The sequence below is a fragment of the Polynucleobacter sp. Tro8-14-1 genome (genome assembly GCF_018881655.1).
Classification (GTDB): domain Bacteria; phylum Pseudomonadota; class Gammaproteobacteria; order Burkholderiales; family Burkholderiaceae; genus Polynucleobacter.
In genome coordinates this window covers 184,650-205,419 of the sequence record NZ_JACVPX010000003.1, presented here as the reverse complement: position 1 = coordinate 205,419, position 20,770 = coordinate 184,650, and the positions used below count along the sequence as shown (strand labels likewise).

Annotated in this window: 17 protein-coding genes; 10 read left to right on the top strand and 7 right to left on the bottom strand. The window is 45.7% G+C overall.

What is annotated here, in order from left to right; all coding sequences use genetic code 11:
* Positions 1–2 precede the first annotated feature (2 nt).
* From nuoL to ICN34_RS04835, 5 genes are all read left to right on the top strand, one after another.
* Positions 3–2,063: an NADH-quinone oxidoreductase subunit L gene (gene nuoL, locus ICN34_RS04855; RefSeq protein ID WP_216121117.1), complete on the top strand. Its 2,061-nt coding sequence runs from the start codon at positions 3–5 to the stop codon at positions 2,061–2,063.
* Positions 2,064–2,087: 24 nt separating this feature from the next.
* The gene (locus tag ICN34_RS04850; RefSeq protein WP_216121116.1) at positions 2,088–3,554 is read left to right on the top strand and encodes an NADH-quinone oxidoreductase subunit M; all 1,467 of its coding nucleotides are present in this window, start codon (positions 2,088–2,090) and stop codon (positions 3,552–3,554) included.
* Positions 3,555–3,564: 10 nt separating this feature from the next.
* Positions 3,565–5,064 (top strand): NADH-quinone oxidoreductase subunit NuoN, encoded by a 1,500-nt coding sequence (gene nuoN / locus ICN34_RS04845; protein WP_216121114.1) that lies wholly within the window; start codon positions 3,565–3,567, stop codon positions 5,062–5,064.
* A gap of 123 nt (positions 5,065–5,187) precedes the next feature.
* Positions 5,188–5,787: an NUDIX hydrolase gene (locus ICN34_RS04840; protein ID WP_216121112.1), complete on the top strand. Its 600-nt coding sequence runs from the start codon at positions 5,188–5,190 to the stop codon at positions 5,785–5,787.
* A gap of 64 nt (positions 5,788–5,851) precedes the next feature.
* Positions 5,852–6,337: a DUF1178 family protein gene (locus ICN34_RS04835; RefSeq protein WP_072582477.1), complete on the top strand. Its 486-nt coding sequence runs from the start codon at positions 5,852–5,854 to the stop codon at positions 6,335–6,337.
* 69 nt (positions 6,338–6,406) lie between these two features.
* Here the strand turns inward: ICN34_RS04835 and ICN34_RS04830 are convergent, their stop codons facing one another.
* Complete coding sequence (locus ICN34_RS04830) at positions 6,407–7,927, bottom strand: CoA-acylating methylmalonate-semialdehyde dehydrogenase (protein WP_216121111.1); 1,521 nt, start codon at positions 7,925–7,927, stop codon at positions 6,407–6,409.
* 162 nt (positions 7,928–8,089) lie between these two features.
* Between ICN34_RS04830 and ICN34_RS04825 the strand changes: the two genes are divergently transcribed.
* Complete coding sequence (locus ICN34_RS04825; protein ID WP_216121109.1) at positions 8,090–9,211, top strand: NADH:flavin oxidoreductase/NADH oxidase; 1,122 nt, start codon at positions 8,090–8,092, stop codon at positions 9,209–9,211.
* A 32-nt stretch (positions 9,212–9,243) separates the two neighbouring features.
* Complete coding sequence (locus tag ICN34_RS04820) at positions 9,244–10,218, top strand: tripartite tricarboxylate transporter substrate binding protein (RefSeq protein WP_072582475.1); 975 nt, start codon at positions 9,244–9,246, stop codon at positions 10,216–10,218.
* A gap of 8 nt (positions 10,219–10,226) precedes the next feature.
* On the opposite strand, the gene ICN34_RS04815 is transcribed toward ICN34_RS04820, so the two are convergent.
* Positions 10,227–11,537, bottom strand: a complete 1,311-nt coding sequence (locus ICN34_RS04815) for an amidase (protein WP_072582474.1) — start codon at positions 11,535–11,537, stop codon at positions 10,227–10,229.
* Positions 11,538–11,613: 76 nt separating this feature from the next.
* On the opposite strand from ICN34_RS04815, the gene ICN34_RS04810 reads away from it, so the two are divergent.
* Together ICN34_RS04810 and ICN34_RS04805 are read left to right on the top strand one after the other, a co-directional pair.
* The gene (locus ICN34_RS04810; protein WP_072582473.1) at positions 11,614–12,276 is read left to right on the top strand and encodes a SprT family zinc-dependent metalloprotease; all 663 of its coding nucleotides are present in this window, start codon (positions 11,614–11,616) and stop codon (positions 12,274–12,276) included.
* Positions 12,277–12,324: 48 nt separating this feature from the next.
* On the top strand, positions 12,325–13,416 hold the full coding sequence (locus ICN34_RS04805; protein WP_216862533.1) for a tartrate dehydrogenase: 1,092 nt from the start codon (positions 12,325–12,327) through the stop codon (positions 13,414–13,416).
* Between the two features lie 15 nt (positions 13,417–13,431).
* On the opposite strand, the gene dnaQ is transcribed toward ICN34_RS04805, so the two are convergent.
* The 5 genes from dnaQ to ICN34_RS04780 form a co-directional block, all read right to left on the bottom strand.
* Positions 13,432–14,142, bottom strand: a complete 711-nt coding sequence (gene dnaQ, locus ICN34_RS04800) for a DNA polymerase III subunit epsilon (RefSeq protein WP_072582471.1) — start codon at positions 14,140–14,142, stop codon at positions 13,432–13,434.
* Positions 14,142–17,240: an efflux RND transporter permease subunit gene (locus ICN34_RS04795; RefSeq protein WP_216121107.1), complete on the bottom strand. Its 3,099-nt coding sequence runs from the start codon at positions 17,238–17,240 to the stop codon at positions 14,142–14,144. Before ICN34_RS04795 ends, dnaQ begins: the two co-directional genes overlap by 1 nt.
* Positions 17,237–18,547 (bottom strand): efflux RND transporter periplasmic adaptor subunit, encoded by a 1,311-nt coding sequence (locus ICN34_RS04790; RefSeq protein ID WP_072582469.1) that lies wholly within the window; start codon positions 18,545–18,547, stop codon positions 17,237–17,239. The genes ICN34_RS04795 and ICN34_RS04790 overlap by 4 nt, the downstream gene beginning before the upstream one ends.
* A 111-nt stretch (positions 18,548–18,658) precedes the next feature.
* Positions 18,659–19,123, bottom strand: a complete 465-nt coding sequence (gene rnhA / locus ICN34_RS04785; RefSeq protein ID WP_216121105.1) for a ribonuclease HI — start codon at positions 19,121–19,123, stop codon at positions 18,659–18,661.
* 9 nt (positions 19,124–19,132) lie between these two features.
* Positions 19,133–19,951, bottom strand: coding sequence for a class I SAM-dependent methyltransferase (locus tag ICN34_RS04780; protein ID WP_216121103.1), 819 nt, complete (start codon positions 19,949–19,951; stop codon positions 19,133–19,135).
* Between the two features lie 6 nt (positions 19,952–19,957).
* Between ICN34_RS04780 and gloB the strand changes: the two genes are divergently transcribed.
* Positions 19,958–20,767 (top strand): hydroxyacylglutathione hydrolase, encoded by an 810-nt coding sequence (gene gloB, locus ICN34_RS04775; RefSeq protein ID WP_216121101.1) that lies wholly within the window; start codon positions 19,958–19,960, stop codon positions 20,765–20,767.
* The last annotated feature ends 3 nt before the right edge of the window (positions 20,768–20,770 follow it).

Sequence of the window (20,770 nt, the reverse complement as noted above, 5' to 3'; positions counted from 1 at the left end):
TCATGCAATTGACCTTAAACATACCTGTACTTTGCGCTATTCCTTTGGCGCCATTAGTCGGATCTATCATCGCTGGTTTCTTTGGCACCAAATTAGGCGGCAATCGCATTGGTCATGGGGCCAGTCAGTTTGTGACTATTTTGGGCGTAACCATTGCATTCGTGCTTTCCTGCAATGTATTAGTTCAAGTGATGGATGGCTTCTATTTCAATGGAACTGTTTACCATTGGATGCAATTGGGCGAACTCAATTTAGATATTGGCTTCCTGATTGACCCTTTAACGGCAACTATGATGTGCGTCGTGACCTTTGTGTCATTGATGGTCCACATCTACACCATTGGCTATATGCACGGTGAAGAAGGTTACAACCGCTTCTTCTCCTATATTTCTTTATTCACCTTTGCTATGTTGATGTTGGTGATGAGTAATAACTTATTGCAACTCTTCTTTGGCTGGGAAGCTGTGGGTGTGGTTTCTTATTTATTGATTGGTTTCTACTTTGAACGCCAGTCTGCAGTGTTTGCTAATATGAAGGCTTTCTTAGTTAACCGAGTCGGTGACTTTGGCTTCATCTTGGGCATCGGCATTCTGTTGGCCAGTACTGGCTCGATGCAATATGACGTGATCTTCTCTCAGAATTCCGCTCTAGCAGCCCAGACATTACCTGGTACTAGCTGGAATTTGATGACCGTTACCTGCATCTGTTTATTTATTGGTGCAATGGGTAAGTCAGCTCAATTCCCATTACACGTTTGGCTACCAGATTCGATGGAGGGTCCAACACCAATCTCTGCATTGATTCATGCTGCAACCATGGTTACTGCTGGTATTTTCATGGTGTCACGCATGTCACCACTGTTTGAGCTTTCAGATGTCGCGCTGAGCTTTATCTTGGTGATTGGTTCAATCACAGCGCTCTTTATGGGCTTCCTCGGTATTGTGCAAAACGATATCAAGCGCGTTGTTGCGTATTCAACTTTGTCTCAGTTGGGTTACATGACAGTCGCATTGGGTGTTTCTGCATATCCGGTAGCCATCTTCCATTTGATGACTCACGCTTTCTTTAAGGCATTGTTATTTCTTGCAGCAGGTAGCGTGATTCTTGGTATGCATCACGAACAAGATATGCGCAAGATGGGCGGTCTCTGGAAATATATGCCAATTACTTGCTTGATGATGTTGTTAGGCAATCTGGCTCTGGTGGGAACTCCATTCTTCTCAGGCTTCTATTCAAAAGACTCCATTATTGAGGCGGTAGCTGCAAGTCATATCCCTGGTTCAGGCTTTGCCTACTTTGCAGTCATGGCTAGCGTATTCGTAACAGCCCTGTATTCATTCCGTTTATATTTCTATGTATTCCACGGTAAAGCACGCTGGGGTCATGAGGATTCACATGCCCACGACCATCATCATGATCATGCGGAGCAGGGTGACGATCATGCGCATCATGGTTTAGCTCCAGGTCAAAAGCCCCATGAATCACCATTCGTTGTGACATTGCCATTGATTCTTCTGGCAATTCCATCCGTAATTATTGGTTTCTACACAATCTCACCGCTGTTATTCGGAACTTACTTTGGCGATTCCATCTTTATCGACTTAGCACGCCATCCGGTGATGAAAGAGTTGGAAGATGAGTTCCATGGTCCAGTTGCAATGGCAATTCATGCATTCACTTCACCAGTCTTGTTGTTGGTAGTACTTGGCGTGTTGACTGCTGCGATTGGTTATCTCTGGGCTCCTAAGCTACCAGCCAAAGTTGCCGAAACATTTGCACCAATTAAGAAATTATTTGATAACAAGTATTACCTCGATGAAATCAACCAAGCCGTGTTTGCTAAAGGCCTTATTTGGATCGGCGGCTTCTTATGGCATCGCGGTGATCAAAAGATCATCGACGGTTTCTTTGTTAATGGTAGTGCCCATGCAGTAGGGCGCTTTGCCGGAGTAATTCGTCATTTGCAATCCGGCTATCTCTACCACTATGCCTTCGCAATGATTGCGGGCCTAGCTGTATTGTTAGCTTGGGTTTTGTATGCTTACCTGCCTTTTGTTCGCTAGGCCTTTGTTACTTAAGTAGCCACTATGATTCTTTCTTACGCCATTTGGACCCCGATTGTCTTTGGACTCATTATTTTGTTTTATGGGTCTGAAAGATCAACTGCCGGTGTACGCTGGTTGACCCTGATCGGAGCTGTGCTTAGCTTTATTGCAACGCTTCCATTGTTGATTAATTTTGATATCGCTAATTCTGGAATGCAGTTCGTTGAAAAGATCAGCTGGATTCCACGTTACGATATTAACTATTACCTAGGCATTGACGGCATTTCTGTTTGGTTCATCGTACTTACTGCATTCATCAACGTCATTGTGGTGATTGCAGCATGGGAAGTGATTCAAACTAAGGTTTCGCAATACATGGCCTCGTTCATGATCCTGTCTGGACTAATGATCGGCGTATTTTGCGCTCTTGACGCATTGCTTTTCTATATGTTCTTTGAGGCGACATTAATTCCGATGTACATCATCATTGGTGTATGGGGCGGCCACAACCGTATTTATGCGGCATTTAAGTTCTTCTTGTATACCTTGCTTGGCTCTTTGCTTACTTTGATTGCCATGCTGTATTTGTACAACGTGACTAATACATTCGATATTTTGGCTTGGCAAAATGCCCGATTAGATATTGTCGAGCAGATCCTATTGTTTGCAGCATTCTTTATGGCGTTTGCTGTCAAGGTTCCAATGTGGCCATTACATACTTGGCTACCAGATGTCCACGTTGAAGCGCCAACAGGTGGCTCAGTGGTTTTGGCTGCAATTATGTTGAAGCTTGGTGCCTATGGATTTCTGCGCTTCTCTTTGCCAATCGCGCCAGATGCGAGCCAATACTTAGGCCCTTTTGTAATCTTCTTATCTTTGGTTGCGGTGATCTATGTAGGTGCAGTTGCTCTTGTTCAAAAAGACATGAAAAAACTGGTTGCCTATTCTTCAGTTGCTCACATGGGCTTTGTAACCTTAGGCTTCTTCCTCTTTAGTCCGCTGGGTATTGAGGGCGGTATTGTGCAGATGATTTCACACGGCTTTGTTGCCGGTGCGATGTTCTTGTCCATTGGCGTACTTTACGACCGTATGCATACCCGACAGATCGCTGATTACGGTGGCGTAGTGCATCGCATGCCTGCATTTACTGCGTTTGCCGTATTAATGGCGATGGCCAACTGCGGTTTACCTGCTACCTCTGGGTTTGTTGGTGAATTCATGGTGATCTTAGCTGCTGTTGACTATGACTTTGTCATCGGTATCCTAGCTGCTACAGCATTGATCTTAGGCGCCGCTTATTCCTTGTGGATGGTGAAACGTGTATTTTTCGGTACCGTTAACAATGCCCACGTTGAAGAGTTAAAGGATTTGAACGGTCGTGAATATTTCTTGATGGCAGTTTTATCTATCTGTGTAATTGGTATGGGTGTCTATCCAAAACCATTTACCGACATCATTCATCCAGCTGTAATTAATCTGTTGCAGCATGTTGCTGTCAGCAAACTCTGAGTAAGTACAAATGCAAGCATTCGACCTTTACGCCATCCTGCCGGAACTTGTTTTACTCGTAGCAACCTGTTTGTTATTGGTTGCTAGCGTTTATGTTCACGAAAGAGTGGCATCTACCCCTGGTGTTGAGCAAGACATCTTTCATACTCCGCGTGGAGTTGGCTTCGTGTACTTTTTCTCGCTGATCTTATTGGCGTATCTCATTTTTGCTTTCATTGGACGCATGGGCGATCCAGCGCTTGTAGCAATGAATGGGCTATTTCAGTCTGACCCATTTTCTAACTTACTCAAGGCATGTTCTTGCATCGCTGTTTTGGTGAGCTTGATTTATTCTAAGCAATATTTGATGGATCGCGCCTTGTTCCGTCCGGATTTCATTGTCTTAGCTCTGCTTGCTTTGCTTGGCCAGTTTGTATTGATCTCTGGTGCAAATCTGTTAACTCTATACCTAGGCTTGGAGTTGATGGCTTTGCCTACATACGCATTAGTTGCAATGCGTCACAGCAGCGAAAAGAGTGTGGAAGCCGGTATTAAGTACTTTATCTTGGGTGCATTAGCATCCGGTTTCTTACTTTATGGCATGTCGATGCTCTACGGTGTCACCGGATCACTTGACCTTATTGAAATCTTTAAAACCGTTGCTGACCCTCGTGTAAACCATTTGGTGATGGCGTTTGGCTTGGTATTTATTGTTGCCGGTTTAGCCTTCAAGTTGGGTGTGGTGCCATTTCATATGTGGGTACCGGACGTCTATCAAGGTGCGCCAACTGCTGTGACCTTAATGATTGCTGCAGCTCCAAAATTAGCTGCATTTGCATTGTTATTTCGCTTATTGGTAAATACCTTATTGCCTTTATTGGGCGATTGGCAGCCAATGCTGGTTTTGCTCGCAGTTCTATCACTAGTTGTAGGTAACGTGACTGCAATTGCGCAAACCAACATCAAGCGCATGCTGGCTTATTCTGCCATTGCGCAAATGGGCTTTGTTCTCTTGGGCATGTTGTCTGTTTTTGATGATCACGCATTTAGTGCAGCAATGTTCTACGCCATTACCTATGTGTTGACAACCCTTGGCACCTTCGGCTTATTGATGGCTTTGTCGCGCAAAGGTTATGACTGCGAAACCTTGGATGGATTAAAGGGGCTCAATAAGAAGCATCCGTGGTTTGCCTTTATTGGTCTGGTTATGATGTTCTCTTTAGCAGGGATTCCGCCTACAGTTGGTTTTGCAGCTAAATTGGGCGTTCTAGAAGCGCTAGTGGATGCTGAGCATACCTTCTTGGCAGTCATCGCTGTAATGGCTTCTTTAGTGGGTGCCTTCTATTACTTGCGCGTAGTCAAGGTGATGTATTTTGATGAACCTGAGCACGAGATCACAGTTTCTGGTTCAGGCTTTGCTAAAGGGCTCTTGAGTCTTAATAGCATTTTGGTTTTGGTTATCGGCATTGTTCCTGCGGGTCTAATGAGTCTTTGTTTAGATGCAATGCGCCGTACCTTACTGGGGTCTTAGAAGGAATTAACATCTATCTAAAGGCTCCGTAAGGGGCCTTTATCATTTCAGGTGCCATCAAAATGACATTCAATTTAGTTAAGCTGGTTTAATCAATAACAGACGGAATATGTACTAAGACCTATGACTGAAAAATCATTTGAAGATCTGTCTACTGGTGATAAACATTTACGTGAAGTGCGTCTATCTGGAGAGGATATTTACGGCGGCATCTTTTTAAAGATGAAGCGAGATAAAGTGTCATTGCCTGATGGTGAAGAGGCGATACGCGAATATTTAACCCATCCGGGTGCGGTAGCTATTGTTGCGATCTTGGATGATGGTCGTGTGTTGCTCGAGCGCCAGTATCGCTATCCAATCGCAAAAGCCTGCATTGAAATTCCTGCAGGAAAACTAGACCCTAAAGAGGATCATTTAGTATGCGCGAAACGTGAGCTCGAAGAAGAAACCGGATATACAGCAAAAAAATGGAGTTTCATTCGCCGTATTCATCCCGTGATTTCGTATTCAACAGAGTTCATTGATATCTATCTGGCAGAGGAGCTGATCCCCGGTAAAAGCCATCTTGATGATGAAGAGTTTTTGGATGTATTTGCTGCTCCATTGGAGCTATTGATTTCTTGGGTTGAGGATGGCGAGATTACGGACGTCAAAACCACGATAGCCACCTATTGGCTTGATCGCTATCGTAGGGGCTTAGTAAAACCGCATCCAATCGAATAGGGCGCATTCAAACCCGATTAAAATAGGGTATTGAATTTATCGTTTTTGCCCTTATATACGTTTTATGAAAGTTTATAACTTAGCCTGCCCCCTAGACCATCGCTTTGAAGGATGGTTTGCTTCAGAAGAAGATTGCCTTGCTCAGCAGGACAAGGGGATGCTTGCTTGTCCAGTATGCGACAGCACAGAAATCACCCGCATGCCTTCAGCCCCCCATATTGGTAAATCAAGCTCTACTGAGTTAGCCTTATCTAAAGCTGAACCTGAAAGTATGAGTGGGGGCGTTGTTGCTTTGACTGGAAGCGACCATTCTCATCTCGAGGCTCAAGTACAGGCCGCCTTTTTGAAAGGTATGCGTGAGCTAATGGGCCGATCTGAGGATGTTGGCAATTCTTTTGCTGATGAGGCCAGAAAGATTCACTACAAAGAAACTCCTGAGAGAAGTATTCGTGGCCAAACTACTTTCGATGAGGCTGAAGCCTTACGAGAAGAGGGCATCGATGTCCTCTCGATGCCAATGATTCCCGCTCTTAAAAATACGCTACAGTAATTTTTTACTTCATCCTGGCAAATAAAAAAGCGATCCGAAGATCGCTTTTTTGCTAATCACTTCCTGGTATTACTTAGAGGTAGGCATTACAAACTCTGCACCTTTAGCAATACTCTCGGGCCAGCGTTGCATCACACTCTTTTGCTTGGTGTAGAAACGTACGCCTTCTTTGCCGTATGCATGCATATCGCCAAAGATCGACTTTTTCCAACCACCAAAGCCATGCCATGCCATAGGTACTGGAATTGGTACGTTAATACCAACCATGCCTACTTGTACACGACGAGCAAATTCACGGGCAATATTGCCATCGCTTGTGAAGCAGGCAACACCATTGCCAAATTCGCAAGAGTTAACTAAGTTAAGCGCATCTGTAAAGTTGGCAACACGCAAGCAGGACAAAACTGGTCCAAAGATTTCTTCTAAGTAAATCTTCATGTCTGGGGTGACATTGTCAAACAATGTACCGCCGATAAAGAATCCGCTCTCGTTGCCAGGAACTTTGAGTCCGCGGCCATCAACAAGGAGTTTTGCTCCCGAAGCTACGCCAGCCTCAATATAGCCGGTAATGCGCTCTAGAGCTGCTTTAGTAACGATTGGTCCCATTTCAGCATCAAGTTCCATGCCGTTTTTAACTTTTAGAGTCTTGGTGCGCTCAATCAGCTTTGGCATGATCTTCTCTGCCACATCACCAACCAATACCGCTACAGAAATGGCCATACAGCGTTCGCCAGCGGAGCCGTAAGCAGCACCAACCAGGGCATCAATTGCTTTATCAATATCAGCGTCAGGCATGATCACCATGTGGTTCTTCGCGCCGCCTAAAGCTTGGGAGCGCTTGCCAAAGTGCGAGCAGCGCTCATAGATGTAATTGGCAATTGGAGTGGAGCCCACAAAACTGACCGCTTTAACATCTGGATTTTCTATTAAGGCATCAACCGCTTCTTTATCGCCTTGAACAACGTTGAATACGCCGTCAGGTAGGCCAGCTTCCTTGAGGAGCTTAGCCATGAACAGTGAAGCGGAAGGATCTGTAGGGCTGGGTTTGAGAATGAAAGTGTTGCCGCAAGCAATCGCAACTGGGAACATCCACATTGGCACCATGACTGGGAAGTTGAATGGGGTGATACCAGCAACTACACCTAAAGGCTGACGCATAACCCAGTTGTCGATACCAGTCGATACTTGCTCGGTGTAGTCGCCTTTGAGTAGCTCAGGAATGCCAGTAGCAAATTCCACAATCTCAATACCGCGTGTTACTTCCCCTTGGGCATCGGTAAATACCTTGCCATGTTCTGCTGTAATGATGGCAGCCAACTCATCGCGATGAGCGTTTAGCAATTCAAGATACTTGAACATGATGCGTGCACGGCGCAATGGGGAGGTTTGACTCCATGACACAAAGGCTGTTTGGGCATTGGCTACAACTTCATCAACTTCTTTACGGCTAGCAAGCGCAACACGGCGTGCTACTGTTCCTTTGGTTGGGTTGTAAACATCGGCAAAGCGACCATCTTTAGGGTTAACTACATTGCCGCCAACAAAGTGGCCAATATCTTCTTTTGATTCAAAGGCTTGAGGTGCGTTCATAATCTCTTGTGGTGAGTATTTTTCAGGTTTTGGGTAAAAAAGCCGTTTGGCCAATTAGCCTGCACGACTTCGCTGTCTCGTTTATTCTGCTTTTTAAGTATTCTAGCGCTTAACAGCAATTTTCGTATTTTTGACCTATTTTTGGATTTTTCAAGGCATTTTATGAGTCTTTTATTTTCGAGCTATACCCTCAATTCCCCGCGGGGACCTCTAGAGCTGGCAAATCGCATTGTGGTTGCCCCGATGTGCCAGTATTCGGCCAATAACGGCGAGGCAACTGACTGGCACCTCATGCACTGGGGTAATTTGCTGAATAGTGGCGCAGCACTCTTCATTATTGAGGCTACAGGGGTAAGTCCGGAGGCCAGAATTACGCCTGCTTGTCTTGGGCTCTGGGATGATCGCACTGAAGCAGCTTTGAAAGACAAATTAAGTCGAGCGCGCGGGTTGGCTCCTGCCGTACCTGTTTTTATTCAGTTAGCGCATGCAGGTCGCAAAGCATCCAGTGCAACCCCCTGGGATGGCGGACAATTGCTCCCAACGGATCAGGGCGGATGGGAAACTCTAGCACCCTCAGCGATCCCCCAGTTAGATGGAGAGCGTTTACCTCATGAATTGAGTAAGGTTGAATTAAAAAAGTTGATTGATGATTTTGTAGCATCAGCAAAACGTGCAGGTCGTATTGGAATTGATGGGATTGAACTCCATGGTGCCCATGGATACTTGTTGCATCAATTTTTATCTCCTATCGCCAATCAACGCACGGATGAATACGGCGGCTCATTTGAAAACCGCATTCGCTTTCCATTAGAGTTATTTGCTGCCGTAAGAGCCGCATATCAAGGAGTTCTTGGCATACGCATTTCAGCTAGCGACTGGATAGAGGGTGGCTGGACTCCGGAAGAAACAGCGAATTTTGCAAGACAACTCAAACCTTTGGGTTGTGATTTCGTACACATTTCTTCTGGTGGCATTTCGCCAAAACAAAAGATTGCAATTGGTCCAAATTACCAAGTGCCTTTTGCAAAGATAGTTAAAGATCAATCTGGTTTGCCAACTATGACTGTTGGACTCATTACCGAGCCACAGCAAGCCGAAGACATTTTGCAGGCGGGTGATGCGGATCTCATCGCTTTGGCTAGAGCATTCCTATACAAGCCTCGCTGGGGTTGGGAAGCTGCAGCAGCTCTAGGTGGCACAGTTACTGCAAATGAGCGTTATTGGCGTTGTTTACCTCGAGAAGCCCAGGCCGTATTTGGTGATGTAAAAGTAGGGCAGCGATAAACATTAAAAAATCATATATTGGGGGAGCGCTAATGAAAAAATATTCGGTGATACGCAGTGCGCTTGTAATTTTGGGGTTTGGGATTTCATGCCTAGTTATGGCCCAATCCTTTCCGGATCGTCCAATTACTTTAGTAGTACCCAATCCACCTGGTGGGCTGGTTGATACTTCGGCACGTCTATTAAGTGAGCCGTTGACGCGTGTGATCGGTCAACCGGTGATTGTTGACAACAAGCCGGGAGCAAGTGGCAATACCGCCTATCAGTATGTTGCCAAAGCAAAACCCGATGGCTACACCTTATTGATTTCCTATTCTGGTTATCACGTTGGTAATCCCGCTTTATTCGATAAGCTTCCGTGGGATCCCATTAAAGATTTTTCTCCAATTGCCTTACTGACTGTTTCAACCAATGTCATTGCAGTGCACCCTTCAGTTCCGGTAAATAATTTGAAGGAATTTATTGCGTACGCAAAAGCTAATCCAGGTAAATTAAATTACGCCTCACAAGGCAATGGTTCTGTGTCGCATATTGGTACTGAGATCTTCAAGCAAACTACTGGTGTGGATATGGTGCATGTTCCATACAAGGGATCTGGTCCAGCCATTCAGGACGTTTTGGCGGGGCAGGTACAGGTATTTATTAGTACGCCACCCTCAGTCATGCAACACGTCCAAAGTGGAAAACTCAAGGGGCTTGCTGTGACCGGCAAAAATCGTCACCCTGGTATGCCAAACGTACCAACTACCGCTGAAGCTGGTCTACCATCATTTCAGTTGGAATCATGGGTGGCCCTTTATGCGCCTGCAGGAACACCTGCAGCAGTGGTTACCAAGCTCACTAATTCTGTAAAGCAGAGCTTGGCATTGCCTGAAATTAAAGAGCGTGCCGATGCCGCTGGTGTTGAACTTCGTTACTTGGGACCAAACCAAACTGATGCGCTAGTTAAGAAAGAACTTCCTTTCTGGGCTAAAGCAATTAAAGCGGCAAACATTACTCTTGATTAAGGGCTTGGCTAAGCCTGATCTCGCAGGGTGGGGTCAGGTAATGCCAATGTAAATGCCCGGGCAGCACTCAATAAGAAATGATCTTTACCTGGGCCTGCAATGAGCTGAACTCCTACTGGCAATCCATTGGGGCCACTGCTTACATTGATATTGATGCAGGGCAAACCTAGAAGAGTCCAAGCTCTAGAAAAAAGAGGATCTCCAGTACCATCTTTAATGTTGGGCGCTTCGCCATTTGCACTTGGGGCTATCAAGATATCCACTTCATTATTAAATAAGTCTTCCATGGCCGCCCTTGACTTATCGGCAAGGCTCAAATCTTTTGCATATTGCTCGTAGCTAATTTCAGCGCCTTCACTAAGTTGCTTCAGAAGTTGTGGGCTGAGCTTTTTAGCGTAATGCACACGTTCAAAAGTAAGGCTGCGTGACATTTCAGAGATCATGATGCGAGTTTGCGCTTGGGTGAGTCCATCACATGTCTTTGGTAACTTCAGATCAATTACGGTGCCTTTAGCAATCATCTCGGCAGCATGCCGGGCAACAGCAAGCGCTGTAGCAGTTTCTTTTTGTGCAAACGGCCAGCTAGATGTTTTGCAAATGGCGATGCGGGGTTTGTTATGCAGGACTTCAATATTTGCTAGTTGATGATCGCCACTCATGGCAGCTACACCAAGACCCACATCTTCTACTGTTCTACCAAAGCAACCCATGGTGTCGAGTGTTATAGAAAGACTTTTAATTCCCGCAATACTCACTTTGCCATGACTAGGTTTAAAACCCACTACACCACAAAAAGACGCAGGGCGAATGATTGAGCCAGCAGTTTGACTGCCGGTTGCTAGTGGAACCATAAAATCGGCTACCGCAGCCGCAGAGCCGCTAGAAGAACCGCCGGGTGTGTGCTTTGGGTTATGGGGATTTGTTGTTAAGCCACTCTTAAATGTTGCAAATTCTGTTGTAACGGTTTTGCCTAAAATAATGGCACCAGACTGTCGCATCAGGGCAACCGCCACAGCATCGGCAACTGGATAGTGGTTGGCGTAAATGGGTGAACCATAGGAGGTCGGCAAATCATAGGTGTCATAAAGATCCTTAACCCCAATTGGGAGACCATGTAATAGGCCCTGAAAGGCACCTTTATCAAGCTGTTTGGCGCGAGATAAGGCATTTTCCTTTCCTAGGCTTGCCCAGGCCTTAACAACGCTCTCTTTTTGTCCTATGCGGTCTAGGCAGGATAGGAGTAAATCAGTGGCTTTAATTTCCCTCTTAGAGAGGGCTTTGATGGCTTGGGTAGCGCTTAGGCTTTCTAGATCTTTCATGGACTCATTCTACTTATGGTGGCGTATGATCGCAATTGATGGTTTTTGTCCTAGATTTCGATAGAAGAGAAGTTAAATGAAGCAACATACAGTCCGTGAGGCTTGGCTAGAAGACGCCGTAAGGCATCTTGAGCCGGTCTTTTCAAAAGCAGGTTATGCCATCCCTCCCGTCAGGGTCTCATGCGGATTCCCGGCCTCTAGTAGTCCTAGAACAACACTAGGCCAATGCTGGCCACGTGAGCGCTCAGGTGGTGGCGTAAATGAGATATTCATTTCCCCTAAGTTGGATGAGCCTGTTCAGCTTTTAGATACCTTAGTTCATGAACTCTGCCATGCAGTGGATGACTGTTTTAGTGGCCATGGCGAAGATTTCAAGGGAATCGCTCAAACGGTGGGTCTGGAAGGCCCTGCCAGAATGGCTCATGCCACTGAGGAGCTCACTGTAAGACTGATGATGATTAGTCAGGAGCTTGGCCCTTACCCGCATCAAGCGATTGTTTTCCCGCCCCCAAGGCCTAGCAATGCTAGTCGAAGTAAGGCTAAATGTGGGCAATGTGGCTACGAGGTAACTTTGCTCAAGAAGTGGGCCAGTTATGGAGCGCCAATCTGCCCCAAGGACAATATTCGGATGCTAGAAGCTGTTCCAGAGACCATTGAAAATACCACTGATTACGATAGTGAATCAGTTGAAAAGGGTAGCAAGAAGGCGCCAGATGAAATCCGTCGCGCTATTAGCTAGTTATTTGTAAAATTCATCTTCAACAAAATAAAACGAGACACATCATTTATGAACGCAAAGAAAATATTTAAGAATCCAAAGATTGCCGTTATTCCTGGGGATGGTATTGGCAAAGAAGTCATGCCGGAGGGCGTACGTGCGCTAGAGGCAGCCAATCGTAAATTTAATCTAGGTATGCAGTTTGATCATTTTGATTTTGCAAGCTGTGATTACTATCTCAAGCATGGGAAGATGATGCCGGATGATTGGTTCGATATCCTCATGAAGTACGATGCGATCTTTTTTGGCGCTGTAGGTATGCCGGATATTCTGCCTGACCATGTTTCACTCTGGGGCAGCTTAATTCAATTCCGCCGTGGCTTTGACCAGTATGTCAATTTGCGTCCAGTACGTTTATTGCCCGGTGTGCCTTGCCCACTTGCCAACCGTAAGCCCGGTGACATCGATTTCTTTGTGGTGCGTGAGAACACTGAAGGTGAATACTCCAGCGTTGGTGGCAAGATGTTCCCGGATACCGATCGTGAAATCGTGATTCAAGAATCTGTCTTCACTAGACAGGGTGTTGACCGAATTTTGCAATACGCTTTTGACTTAGCCCAAAGTCGCCCTAAGAAGCATTTAACTTCTGCAACCAAATCAAATGGTATTGCCATCACTATGCCTTATTGGGATGAGCGTGTAGAGGCAATGTCTAAGAAATTTGCCGATGTAAGAGCCGACAAATACCACATTGATATTTTGGCGGCTCACTTCGTTATGAATCCAGATCGCTTTGACGTTGTCGTTGCAAGTAATTTATTTGGCGACATTCTCTCGGATTTGGGTCCTGCATGTACCGGCACCATTGCGGTAGCACCATCTGGCAGTATCAATCCTGAAGGTAAATTCCCTTCCTTGTTTGAGCCGGTTCACGGTTCAGCGCCTGATATCTTTGGCAAAATGATCGCCAACCCAATTGGTCAGATCTGGAGTGGGGCGATGATGTTAGATCACCTTGGTTATCCAGAGGCTGGTAAAGCAATATTTAGTGCCATTGAAAAGGTATTGGCATCTGGTCCAGGACATGCGCCATTGACACCAGATCTTGGTGGCACCGCTAAGACAGATGATTTGGGTAAGGCGATTGCCGCAGCAATCTAACTAGTAATCTACTAATTAGGCAGTAGCATTTAAAGGACTCCAAACGGGGTCCTTTTTACTTGCCTTGGCAATTTCTGCCAAGATTTTTTCATGGCTTTCAAGGTCATCATCTGATGCAGACAGCACCATGAGATTAGTTGGTAAAGCTTTGGTATGACCAGTAGAGTCTGCTCCCACTGTGTAGTCAATCAGATCAATCGAAAGGTCTTCTTGACCCCTTGTCATCGATACGTAAACTTCAGCTAGTAACTGGGCGTCTAATAACGCGCCGTGCAAAGTACGGTGTTTATTACTAATTGAAAAGCGTTCACACAGCGCATCTAATGAATTGCGCTTTCCAGGGAACATTTGACGCGCGTCGAGCAGTGTGTCGGTAATCTTGGAGGCTAAATTTCTGAAGGGAGGGCGCTTTAGAAGGGCAAACTCGTTATCTAAGAATCCCAAATCGAAGGCTGCGTTATGAATCACAATTTCAGCGCCATCTACAAACTCAATTAACTGCTCAACGATGTTTGCAAAGATTGGCTTATCAGATAAAAACTCTCTAGAAAGTCCGTGGACCGCAAAGGCGCCAGCATCAATATCACGCTCAGGATTAATGTAGTAATGGAAGGTTCTATCGGTAAGTCGACGACCAACCATCTCAACACAGCCAATTTCAATAATGCGGTCGCCGGTGGCTGGATTAAGGCCAGTAGTTTCGGTATCGAGAATCACTTGACGCATCAGGTTCCCTCTAGAACAGCTGGTGGAATATCCATCGGTCCATTGCCTGCATATTTATCCAAATAGAGATAAATCACGGGTGTAATGATCAACGTTACGAACTGAGAAAAGATCAGGCCGCCTGCAACGCTAATGCCTAAAGGTTGACGTAACTCTGCTCCAGCACCCAGCCCAAATGCGATCGGAAGTGCACCCATGAGAGCGGCAACGGTTGTCATCATAATAGGCCGGAAACGCAAGATACATGCTTCACGAATGGCTTTTTCAGGAGACATGCCTTGGTTACGTTGAGCATCTAAGGCAAAGTCAATCATTAAGATCGCATTTTTCTTAACAATGCCGATCAATAATAAAATACCGATCGATGCAACGACTGTTAGCTCGAAGCCAAAGATGCGCAAAGCAAGGATGGCGCCAATCGCAGCAGATGGCAAACCAGCCAAAATAGTCAGCGGATGAATGTAACTCTCGTAAAGCACGCCAAGTAATATATAAATTACGCCTAGAGCCGATAGAATTAGTATCAGCTGACCTGATTGGTTGCTTTTAAATACTGCCGCATCTCCACCGTAACTCGTAATGATGGAAGCGGGTAAGCCAATTTCCTTGGTGTATTCCTCAATCTTTTTCGTGGCGTCACCAAGGAAGACATCAGGAGCAAGGTTGAATGACAGGGTTACAGCCGGAATTTGCCCTTGATGGTTTACGGCGGTTGGGCCGATTTCACGAGTGAAGCTAGCTACGCTAGATAGTGGAATCAGCTTGTCGGTTGCGCGACCTCTTACAAAAATCTTATTCAGATCCGTCTCATATTGACGATCTTCTTCAGCAGCTTCTAGGATCACGTAATAAGTATTCACTGGTGTGTAGATAGTAGATACCTGCCTCTCACCGTAGGCAGAATAGAGGGCTGTACGGATGTCAGCAATCGTAACGCCGGCACTAGCCGCTTTTTCACGATCAATATTGATCTTGACGTTGAGACCTTTTAGCTGTGAGTCACTGGTAACGTCACGGAAAAGTGGGTCGGTACGCATCTTTTGCATCAACTTATCAGCCCATTCATTCACGCCTTCAAAGCCAACACTTTGCAAAGTAAATTGGTAGCGGCTTTTACTATTTTTGCCGCCAAGCTGTAAATTCTGGACCGGACGCATGTAGACCTGAAGGCCGGGGATCTCTTTAAATTTATTTCTTAATCCCTCCATCACCTGAGCCATCTTAGCGCGATCGCCCTTGGGCTTAAGAATGATAAAAATCCTGCCGGTGTTGTAGCCTGAGCTCGCACCACCGCCAATGACTGAAATAGAGCTATCCACATTCGGGTCTGTATTCACTAGTTCTGCAGCTCTATCCTGAAGTGCCAACATCGCTTTAAAGGAGATATCTTCAGATGCCTCAGTAGTTGCTTGAATTTGCCCAATATCTTCTTCTGGAAAGAAACCCTTCGGGCTATAGACAAACATCACCACGGTAATGACAAAGGTGGAAAGGGCGCCCCATAGAACTTTCTTACGATTATTAAGGGCCAGATCTAGGTAGTGAATATAGGTTTTCAGCATCCAGTCAAAGACGCGATCAAACTTCTTGTTGATGGCATATTCCTTGGCATGCTGACCTGGTTTTGGTAGGAAGCGACTGCAAAGCATCGGCACAACCGTCAGCGATACGACTGCTGATACCAAAATTGAAAGGGAAACCACTACCGCAAATTCTCTAAACAGAAGGCCAATAGGACCAGCCATAAAGAAGAGCGGAATAAATACAGCCACCAAAGAAATAGAAATGGAAATAATCGTAAAGCCCACTTCTTTGCTACCTTTGAGGGATGCTTTGAGTGGGTCCATACCTTGTTCAACATAACGCATGATGTTTTCAAGCACCACAATTGCATCATCAACAACCAAGCCTACAGCAAGCGTAATACCCAGAAGCGAGATGTTGTCTAAGCTGTATCCCAAAAAATAGAGCAGAAAGAATGCCCCGATCAGTGAGATTGGAAGGCTGATAGAGGGAATAACTGTCGCCGAAACATGTTTCAGGAACAAGAAAATTACCATAACAACCAACAAGATCGTTAAAGCCAATGTGAGATTAACGTCATGTATCGCTTCTAGAATGGAGAGCGAACGATCATTCAACAATTGCATACGAACAGATTCCGGCATCTGCTTTTGTAATTGAGGTAGTAATGCCTTAACGGAGTTAACAACATCCACAGTATTCGCGCTCGGTTGGCGCAATACTGCAATCGCAATAGAGCGCTCTCCATTAGCACTCGCCAATGTTTTTACATCCTCGTAACTCTCGATCACATCGGCAACGTCCTTGAGGTAGATCGGAAGACCATTTTTTTGACTAACAATTAAATTGGCAAACTCTTCAGGTCCTACTAGTTGTGGGTTGGCATAAATAGTGATGGCCTGACGGGGCCCGTCTAAAACCCCTACAGGACTATTGGAGTTGGCTTTGTTGATAGCAACGGCGATATCGTCAATAGTGAGATTGCGGTTAGCAAGAGCGTCGGGATGCACTCGTACGCGAACCGCATAACGCTTTGCACCATAAACTAGAACTTGCGCTACACCACTAATGGTTGATAAGTTAGGTGAAAGTAAATTTTCTGCGTATTGATTGAGATCTGAGAGACTGATTGATGGCGAGCTCATGCGCACCACTAGAACAGGAGTGTCGGCTGGATTTATCTTCCGGTAGGACGGTGGCACCGTCATTTCAATCGGTAAGCGCTTTTGGGCTCTCAACAAAGCTGCTTGAACGTCAACTGCGGCTTTATCAATATCTCGATCGTTATTGAATTCCAAAGTAATGCTCGTACTGCCCAAAGAATTAGTGGAGCTAATTACGGTGATGCCATCAATCGTCGAAAATTCTTTTTCAAGGGGAAGGGCTACCGAGGCAGCCATATTTTCTGGTGATGCACCCGGTAAAGATGCGCTTACAGAAATAACTGGCGTATTAAAACTAGGTAGCGCAGCTACTGGAATTTTCATGTAGGCAACAGCCCCTGCGATGACTGTTGCTATCGAGAGCAACACCGTCATTACCGGGCGCCGAATACATAATTCGGATAGTGTCATTTTTTCTCTGGGGCTGTTGGAGTTGTTGAGGTAGTAGTTGCTTGCGGTGCAGCTGATTTATCCTCGCGGACTTTGCTTCCTGGACGCAAATTCTGCTTACCTTCAACCACTACTCTATCGCCATCATCTATACCGGTAACAACAGACAATCCTTGGTAGTCATAAACTACTTTCACGGGTTTGGCTGCAACTTTGTCATCTTTATCGACCACGTAAACCAATTTTCCGCGGGGATTGATCACTACTGCTTGCGATGGAATAGCTAAGGCATCCTTTAGAGTATTGGCCACTAGGGATACGCGAGCAAATTCACCTGGCAAGAGGGTTTTGGCGTCATTCGGGATTTGCGCTTTTACGCGTACCGCCGCGATCGAAGGATCGACTTGGTTATCAACGACCAGCACCTTTCCTTCGTAAGTTCTTTTGCCGCTATCGCCTACAGTCACCGTAACATTCATCGCATCACCATCTAACTGGTTCTCTAAGATGATCGGAATATCTTTTTCTGGAATGACAAATTGAACATCAATTGGGTTTAATTGAGTAATGGTCACCATGGATCCAACGCTGGATGTAGCAGTTGAGCTGGTCGCGGTGGAAACAATGTTGCTAGCCTGGACAAGGGAGCCCGGGAATACATTGACGATGCCAGCACGACCATCAATAGGGGACTTAATGTAATCAAAAGAAAGCTGCACTTCTGCCGCGCGGGCTGCTGCTTGTGCTGACTTGGCATTTGCCAACGTAGTTTCTAGAGCGGCTTTAGAAATAAAGTTTTTAGCAACCAATTCTTTGGCGCGTAAGTACTGTTTTTGAGCATCATCAGCAAGGGCTTTGAGCTTTTCATAGTTGGCTTTATCGTTGCGGTCATCCAAGGTAAAAAGCAGATCGCCAGCTTTAACTTCTTGACCATCTTTTACCTGAATTGTGGCGACGGTATTGGTGACCATTGGGCGAATGTCAACAATGCTATTGGAAACAATGGTGCCAGTTGCCTCAATGATTAGCGGCACATCTTTTTTCTGGACTACGAATGATGTTACGGTGACAGGGCCGCCAGATTTAGCAGAGGCTGGGAAAAAATAATCATATGCTTTTGAGCCCGCATAGAGTAAGAGCAGAATTAATAGCAAGCGCCATTTAAATCTGATCACAAAAGATTTTACTGTCGCGAAATCTAGTTTCTTAACTTGGTCTAATTGGGGTGAATATTTTTGCCAAAGGACGCATAAGCGAACTTTGCCAGCATCTTTTAATTGAACGAGTTTGGCAAACGCCTTATCGAGGGTGGATTCTATTTTTGACACAGTCTCGTTTTTCTAGGTTTTATGTGGGTTTTATGCTGTTTCTAAGCTATTTAGAGCAGGATCATTCTCTCATAAGATGGCTGAAAAGGAAGCTGTCGACGAGCATTTGCCCTATGGCAAAAAATCCTCAACACCCTTATTGGCCAACTGGTCGGCCAACTCATTTCCGGGGTGTCCGTTGTGCCCTCTAACCCAGTGCCAGGAGATCTCATGTCCTGGGAGCAGGGAGTCGAGCTCCTGCCAGAGATCTGCGTTTTTGACCGAATCCTTATTAGCGGTCTTCCAACCCCTTTTTTTCCAACCCTCTAGCCATTCTGTGACGCCCTTTTGTACGTATTGAGAGTCCGTCCATAGCTCGACAGTGCTGCGTTGTTTCAGTGCTTTTAAGGCAAAAATAACGGCACAAATTTCCATGCGGTTGTTGGTGGTGAGCTTTTCACCCCCATGAATATGCTTTTCATGACCGCCTGATCGCAAAACAGCCCCCCAGCCGCCAGGCCCAGGATTGCCTTTACAGGCGCCATCTGTGTAGATCACGATATGAGGATGGTGGGGGTGGAATTTCGATTGCGGCATGGCAATAATTTACTTGGTATTGCTGTTTTTGAGGCGTTTTTGCATATTGCTACGCTCGGCAGCAGGACTTAACTGCTTAATGGCTGGTATGCGGACAAGTGATGCCGGGCCAATGAGGCGTATTCCTTGTTGGCGTTTAATGGCTGAAACTAAGAAAACAGCCCCAAATATGGGCCACCAACGATTCCCCATTTTTTCAAGAAAATTCATCTTGCCCATCACAGCTTCGCCTTGCAAGGGAAATTTATAGCAGCCAAAGTGACCGCGGTCTAAAGAGAAGTTAAGTAACTCCAACCAGTCTTTAATTCGGATCAGACTAATAAATTGACCATCTCTAGGTAGATAGGGAGTGCCTACCAATCTACTCAGATATTGTCTGGCACCCCAGAGGCTTGCTGGGTTGAAGCCGGAAATAATTAAACGACCCTCAGGTCGAAGCACTCGATCGACTTCGCGCAATATTTGATGGGGGTCTGTAGCAAATTCTAAAACATGCGGCAGCACAATCAGATCTAGGCTATCGCTGGCAAAAGGGAGGTCTGTCGAGTCACCTTCAATCAAATGCCAGTTGTAATTGCCAGCTTGAGAGCGGCTGTCGTTAGAGTGAATGAGGATGGCATGCAAAGGCATGCGATTTTCACTTAACGCGTTTATCTGAGGTAGGCCTATTTGCAACGCATGAAAGCCAAAGACATCAGCAACAATTTGGTCAAAACACCGTTGCTCCCAAGCTAGAACATAGCGTCCAGGAGGGGATTGGAGCCATTTTTCCCATGAGCTCCAGGGAGGTGCAGGTGTCTGAGAGGGTATGGGTGGGGTTGGTATCATCGGTCTATGGATAAGAATACTTTATTGCAGGTTTGGCCCATTCCGGCTTTTGATGATAACTATATCTGGTGCATTCACGATGGCAGCTCTGCTTTAGTGGTGGATCCAGGTGATTCAGCACCAGTTTTGCAGTACCTGAGCTCAAATCATTTGACCCTCAAGGGCATTCTCATTACCCACCACCATGCAGACCATACGGGTGGCATTCTCAACTTATTGCAAAGTTTGGGTGCAGATCTGCCTGTTTATGGCCCAGTTGGTGACAATATTCCAGGTCGTACTAATGTCGTAATGCAGGACGATAAATTTGAAATTGCTTCCCCACGCATTAGCTTGAAGGTTCTCGAAGTTCCTGGGCATACCTTAAGTCACATTGCTTATTTTGCAAACATGCAAGCAAATGTTGTTGAACCAATGCTGTTCTGTGGAGATACTTTATTCGCCTCGGGTTGTGGAAGATTGTTCGAAGGTACGCCTACGCAAATGTCCGAGTCGCTAGATAAGTTCGCTTTACTTCCAAAAAATACTTTGGTGTATTGCACTCATGAGTACACCTTATCGAATATTCGTTTTGCTTTAGCAGTAGAGCCTAACAACCTCAATCTACTCTCATGGGCCGACCAGGCTAAAGCTCTGCGAGAGCAGGGTTTGCCAACTCTTCCAACGACTATTGGACAAGAGCTGCAAGTTAATCCATTCATGCGCTGTGATCAAGCTGAAGTCATTGCAATGGCTAAGGAGGTTTCAGGTCAGACATCATTGCCAACGCCTGCACATGTATTGGCAGTCATTCGTGGCTGGAAAGATCGCTTCTAATGC

Excerpts from the sequence above, each read along its gene's own strand:
- nuoL (WP_216121117.1), top strand. The coding sequence starts at position 3 with ATGCAATTGACCTTAAACATACCTGTACTTTGCGCTATTCCTTTGGCG.
- ICN34_RS04850 (WP_216121116.1), top strand. The coding sequence starts at position 2,088 with ATGATTCTTTCTTACGCCATTTGGACCCCGATTGTCTTTGGACTCATT.
- nuoN (WP_216121114.1), top strand. The coding sequence starts at position 3,565 with ATGCAAGCATTCGACCTTTACGCCATCCTGCCGGAACTTGTTTTACTC.
- ICN34_RS04840 (WP_216121112.1), top strand. The coding sequence starts at position 5,188 with ATGACTGAAAAATCATTTGAAGATCTGTCTACTGGTGATAAACATTTA.
- ICN34_RS04835 (WP_072582477.1), top strand. The coding sequence starts at position 5,852 with ATGAAAGTTTATAACTTAGCCTGCCCCCTAGACCATCGCTTTGAAGGA.
- ICN34_RS04830 (WP_216121111.1), bottom strand. The coding sequence starts at position 7,927 with ATGAACGCACCTCAAGCCTTTGAATCAAAAGAAGATATTGGCCACTTT.
- ICN34_RS04825 (WP_216121109.1), top strand. The coding sequence starts at position 8,090 with ATGAGTCTTTTATTTTCGAGCTATACCCTCAATTCCCCGCGGGGACCT.
- ICN34_RS04820 (WP_072582475.1), top strand. The coding sequence starts at position 9,244 with ATGAAAAAATATTCGGTGATACGCAGTGCGCTTGTAATTTTGGGGTTT.
- ICN34_RS04815 (WP_072582474.1), bottom strand. The coding sequence starts at position 11,537 with ATGAAAGATCTAGAAAGCCTAAGCGCTACCCAAGCCATCAAAGCCCTC.
- ICN34_RS04810 (WP_072582473.1), top strand. The coding sequence starts at position 11,614 with ATGAAGCAACATACAGTCCGTGAGGCTTGGCTAGAAGACGCCGTAAGG.
- ICN34_RS04805 (WP_216862533.1), top strand. The coding sequence starts at position 12,325 with ATGAACGCAAAGAAAATATTTAAGAATCCAAAGATTGCCGTTATTCCT.
- dnaQ (WP_072582471.1), bottom strand. The coding sequence starts at position 14,142 with ATGCGTCAAGTGATTCTCGATACCGAAACTACTGGCCTTAATCCAGCC.
- ICN34_RS04795 (WP_216121107.1), bottom strand. The coding sequence starts at position 17,240 with ATGACACTATCCGAATTATGTATTCGGCGCCCGGTAATGACGGTGTTG.
- rnhA (WP_216121105.1), bottom strand. The coding sequence starts at position 19,123 with ATGCCGCAATCGAAATTCCACCCCCACCATCCTCATATCGTGATCTAC.
- ICN34_RS04780 (WP_216121103.1), bottom strand. The coding sequence starts at position 19,951 with ATGATACCAACCCCACCCATACCCTCTCAGACACCTGCACCTCCCTGG.
- gloB (WP_216121101.1), top strand. The coding sequence starts at position 19,958 with ATGGATAAGAATACTTTATTGCAGGTTTGGCCCATTCCGGCTTTTGAT.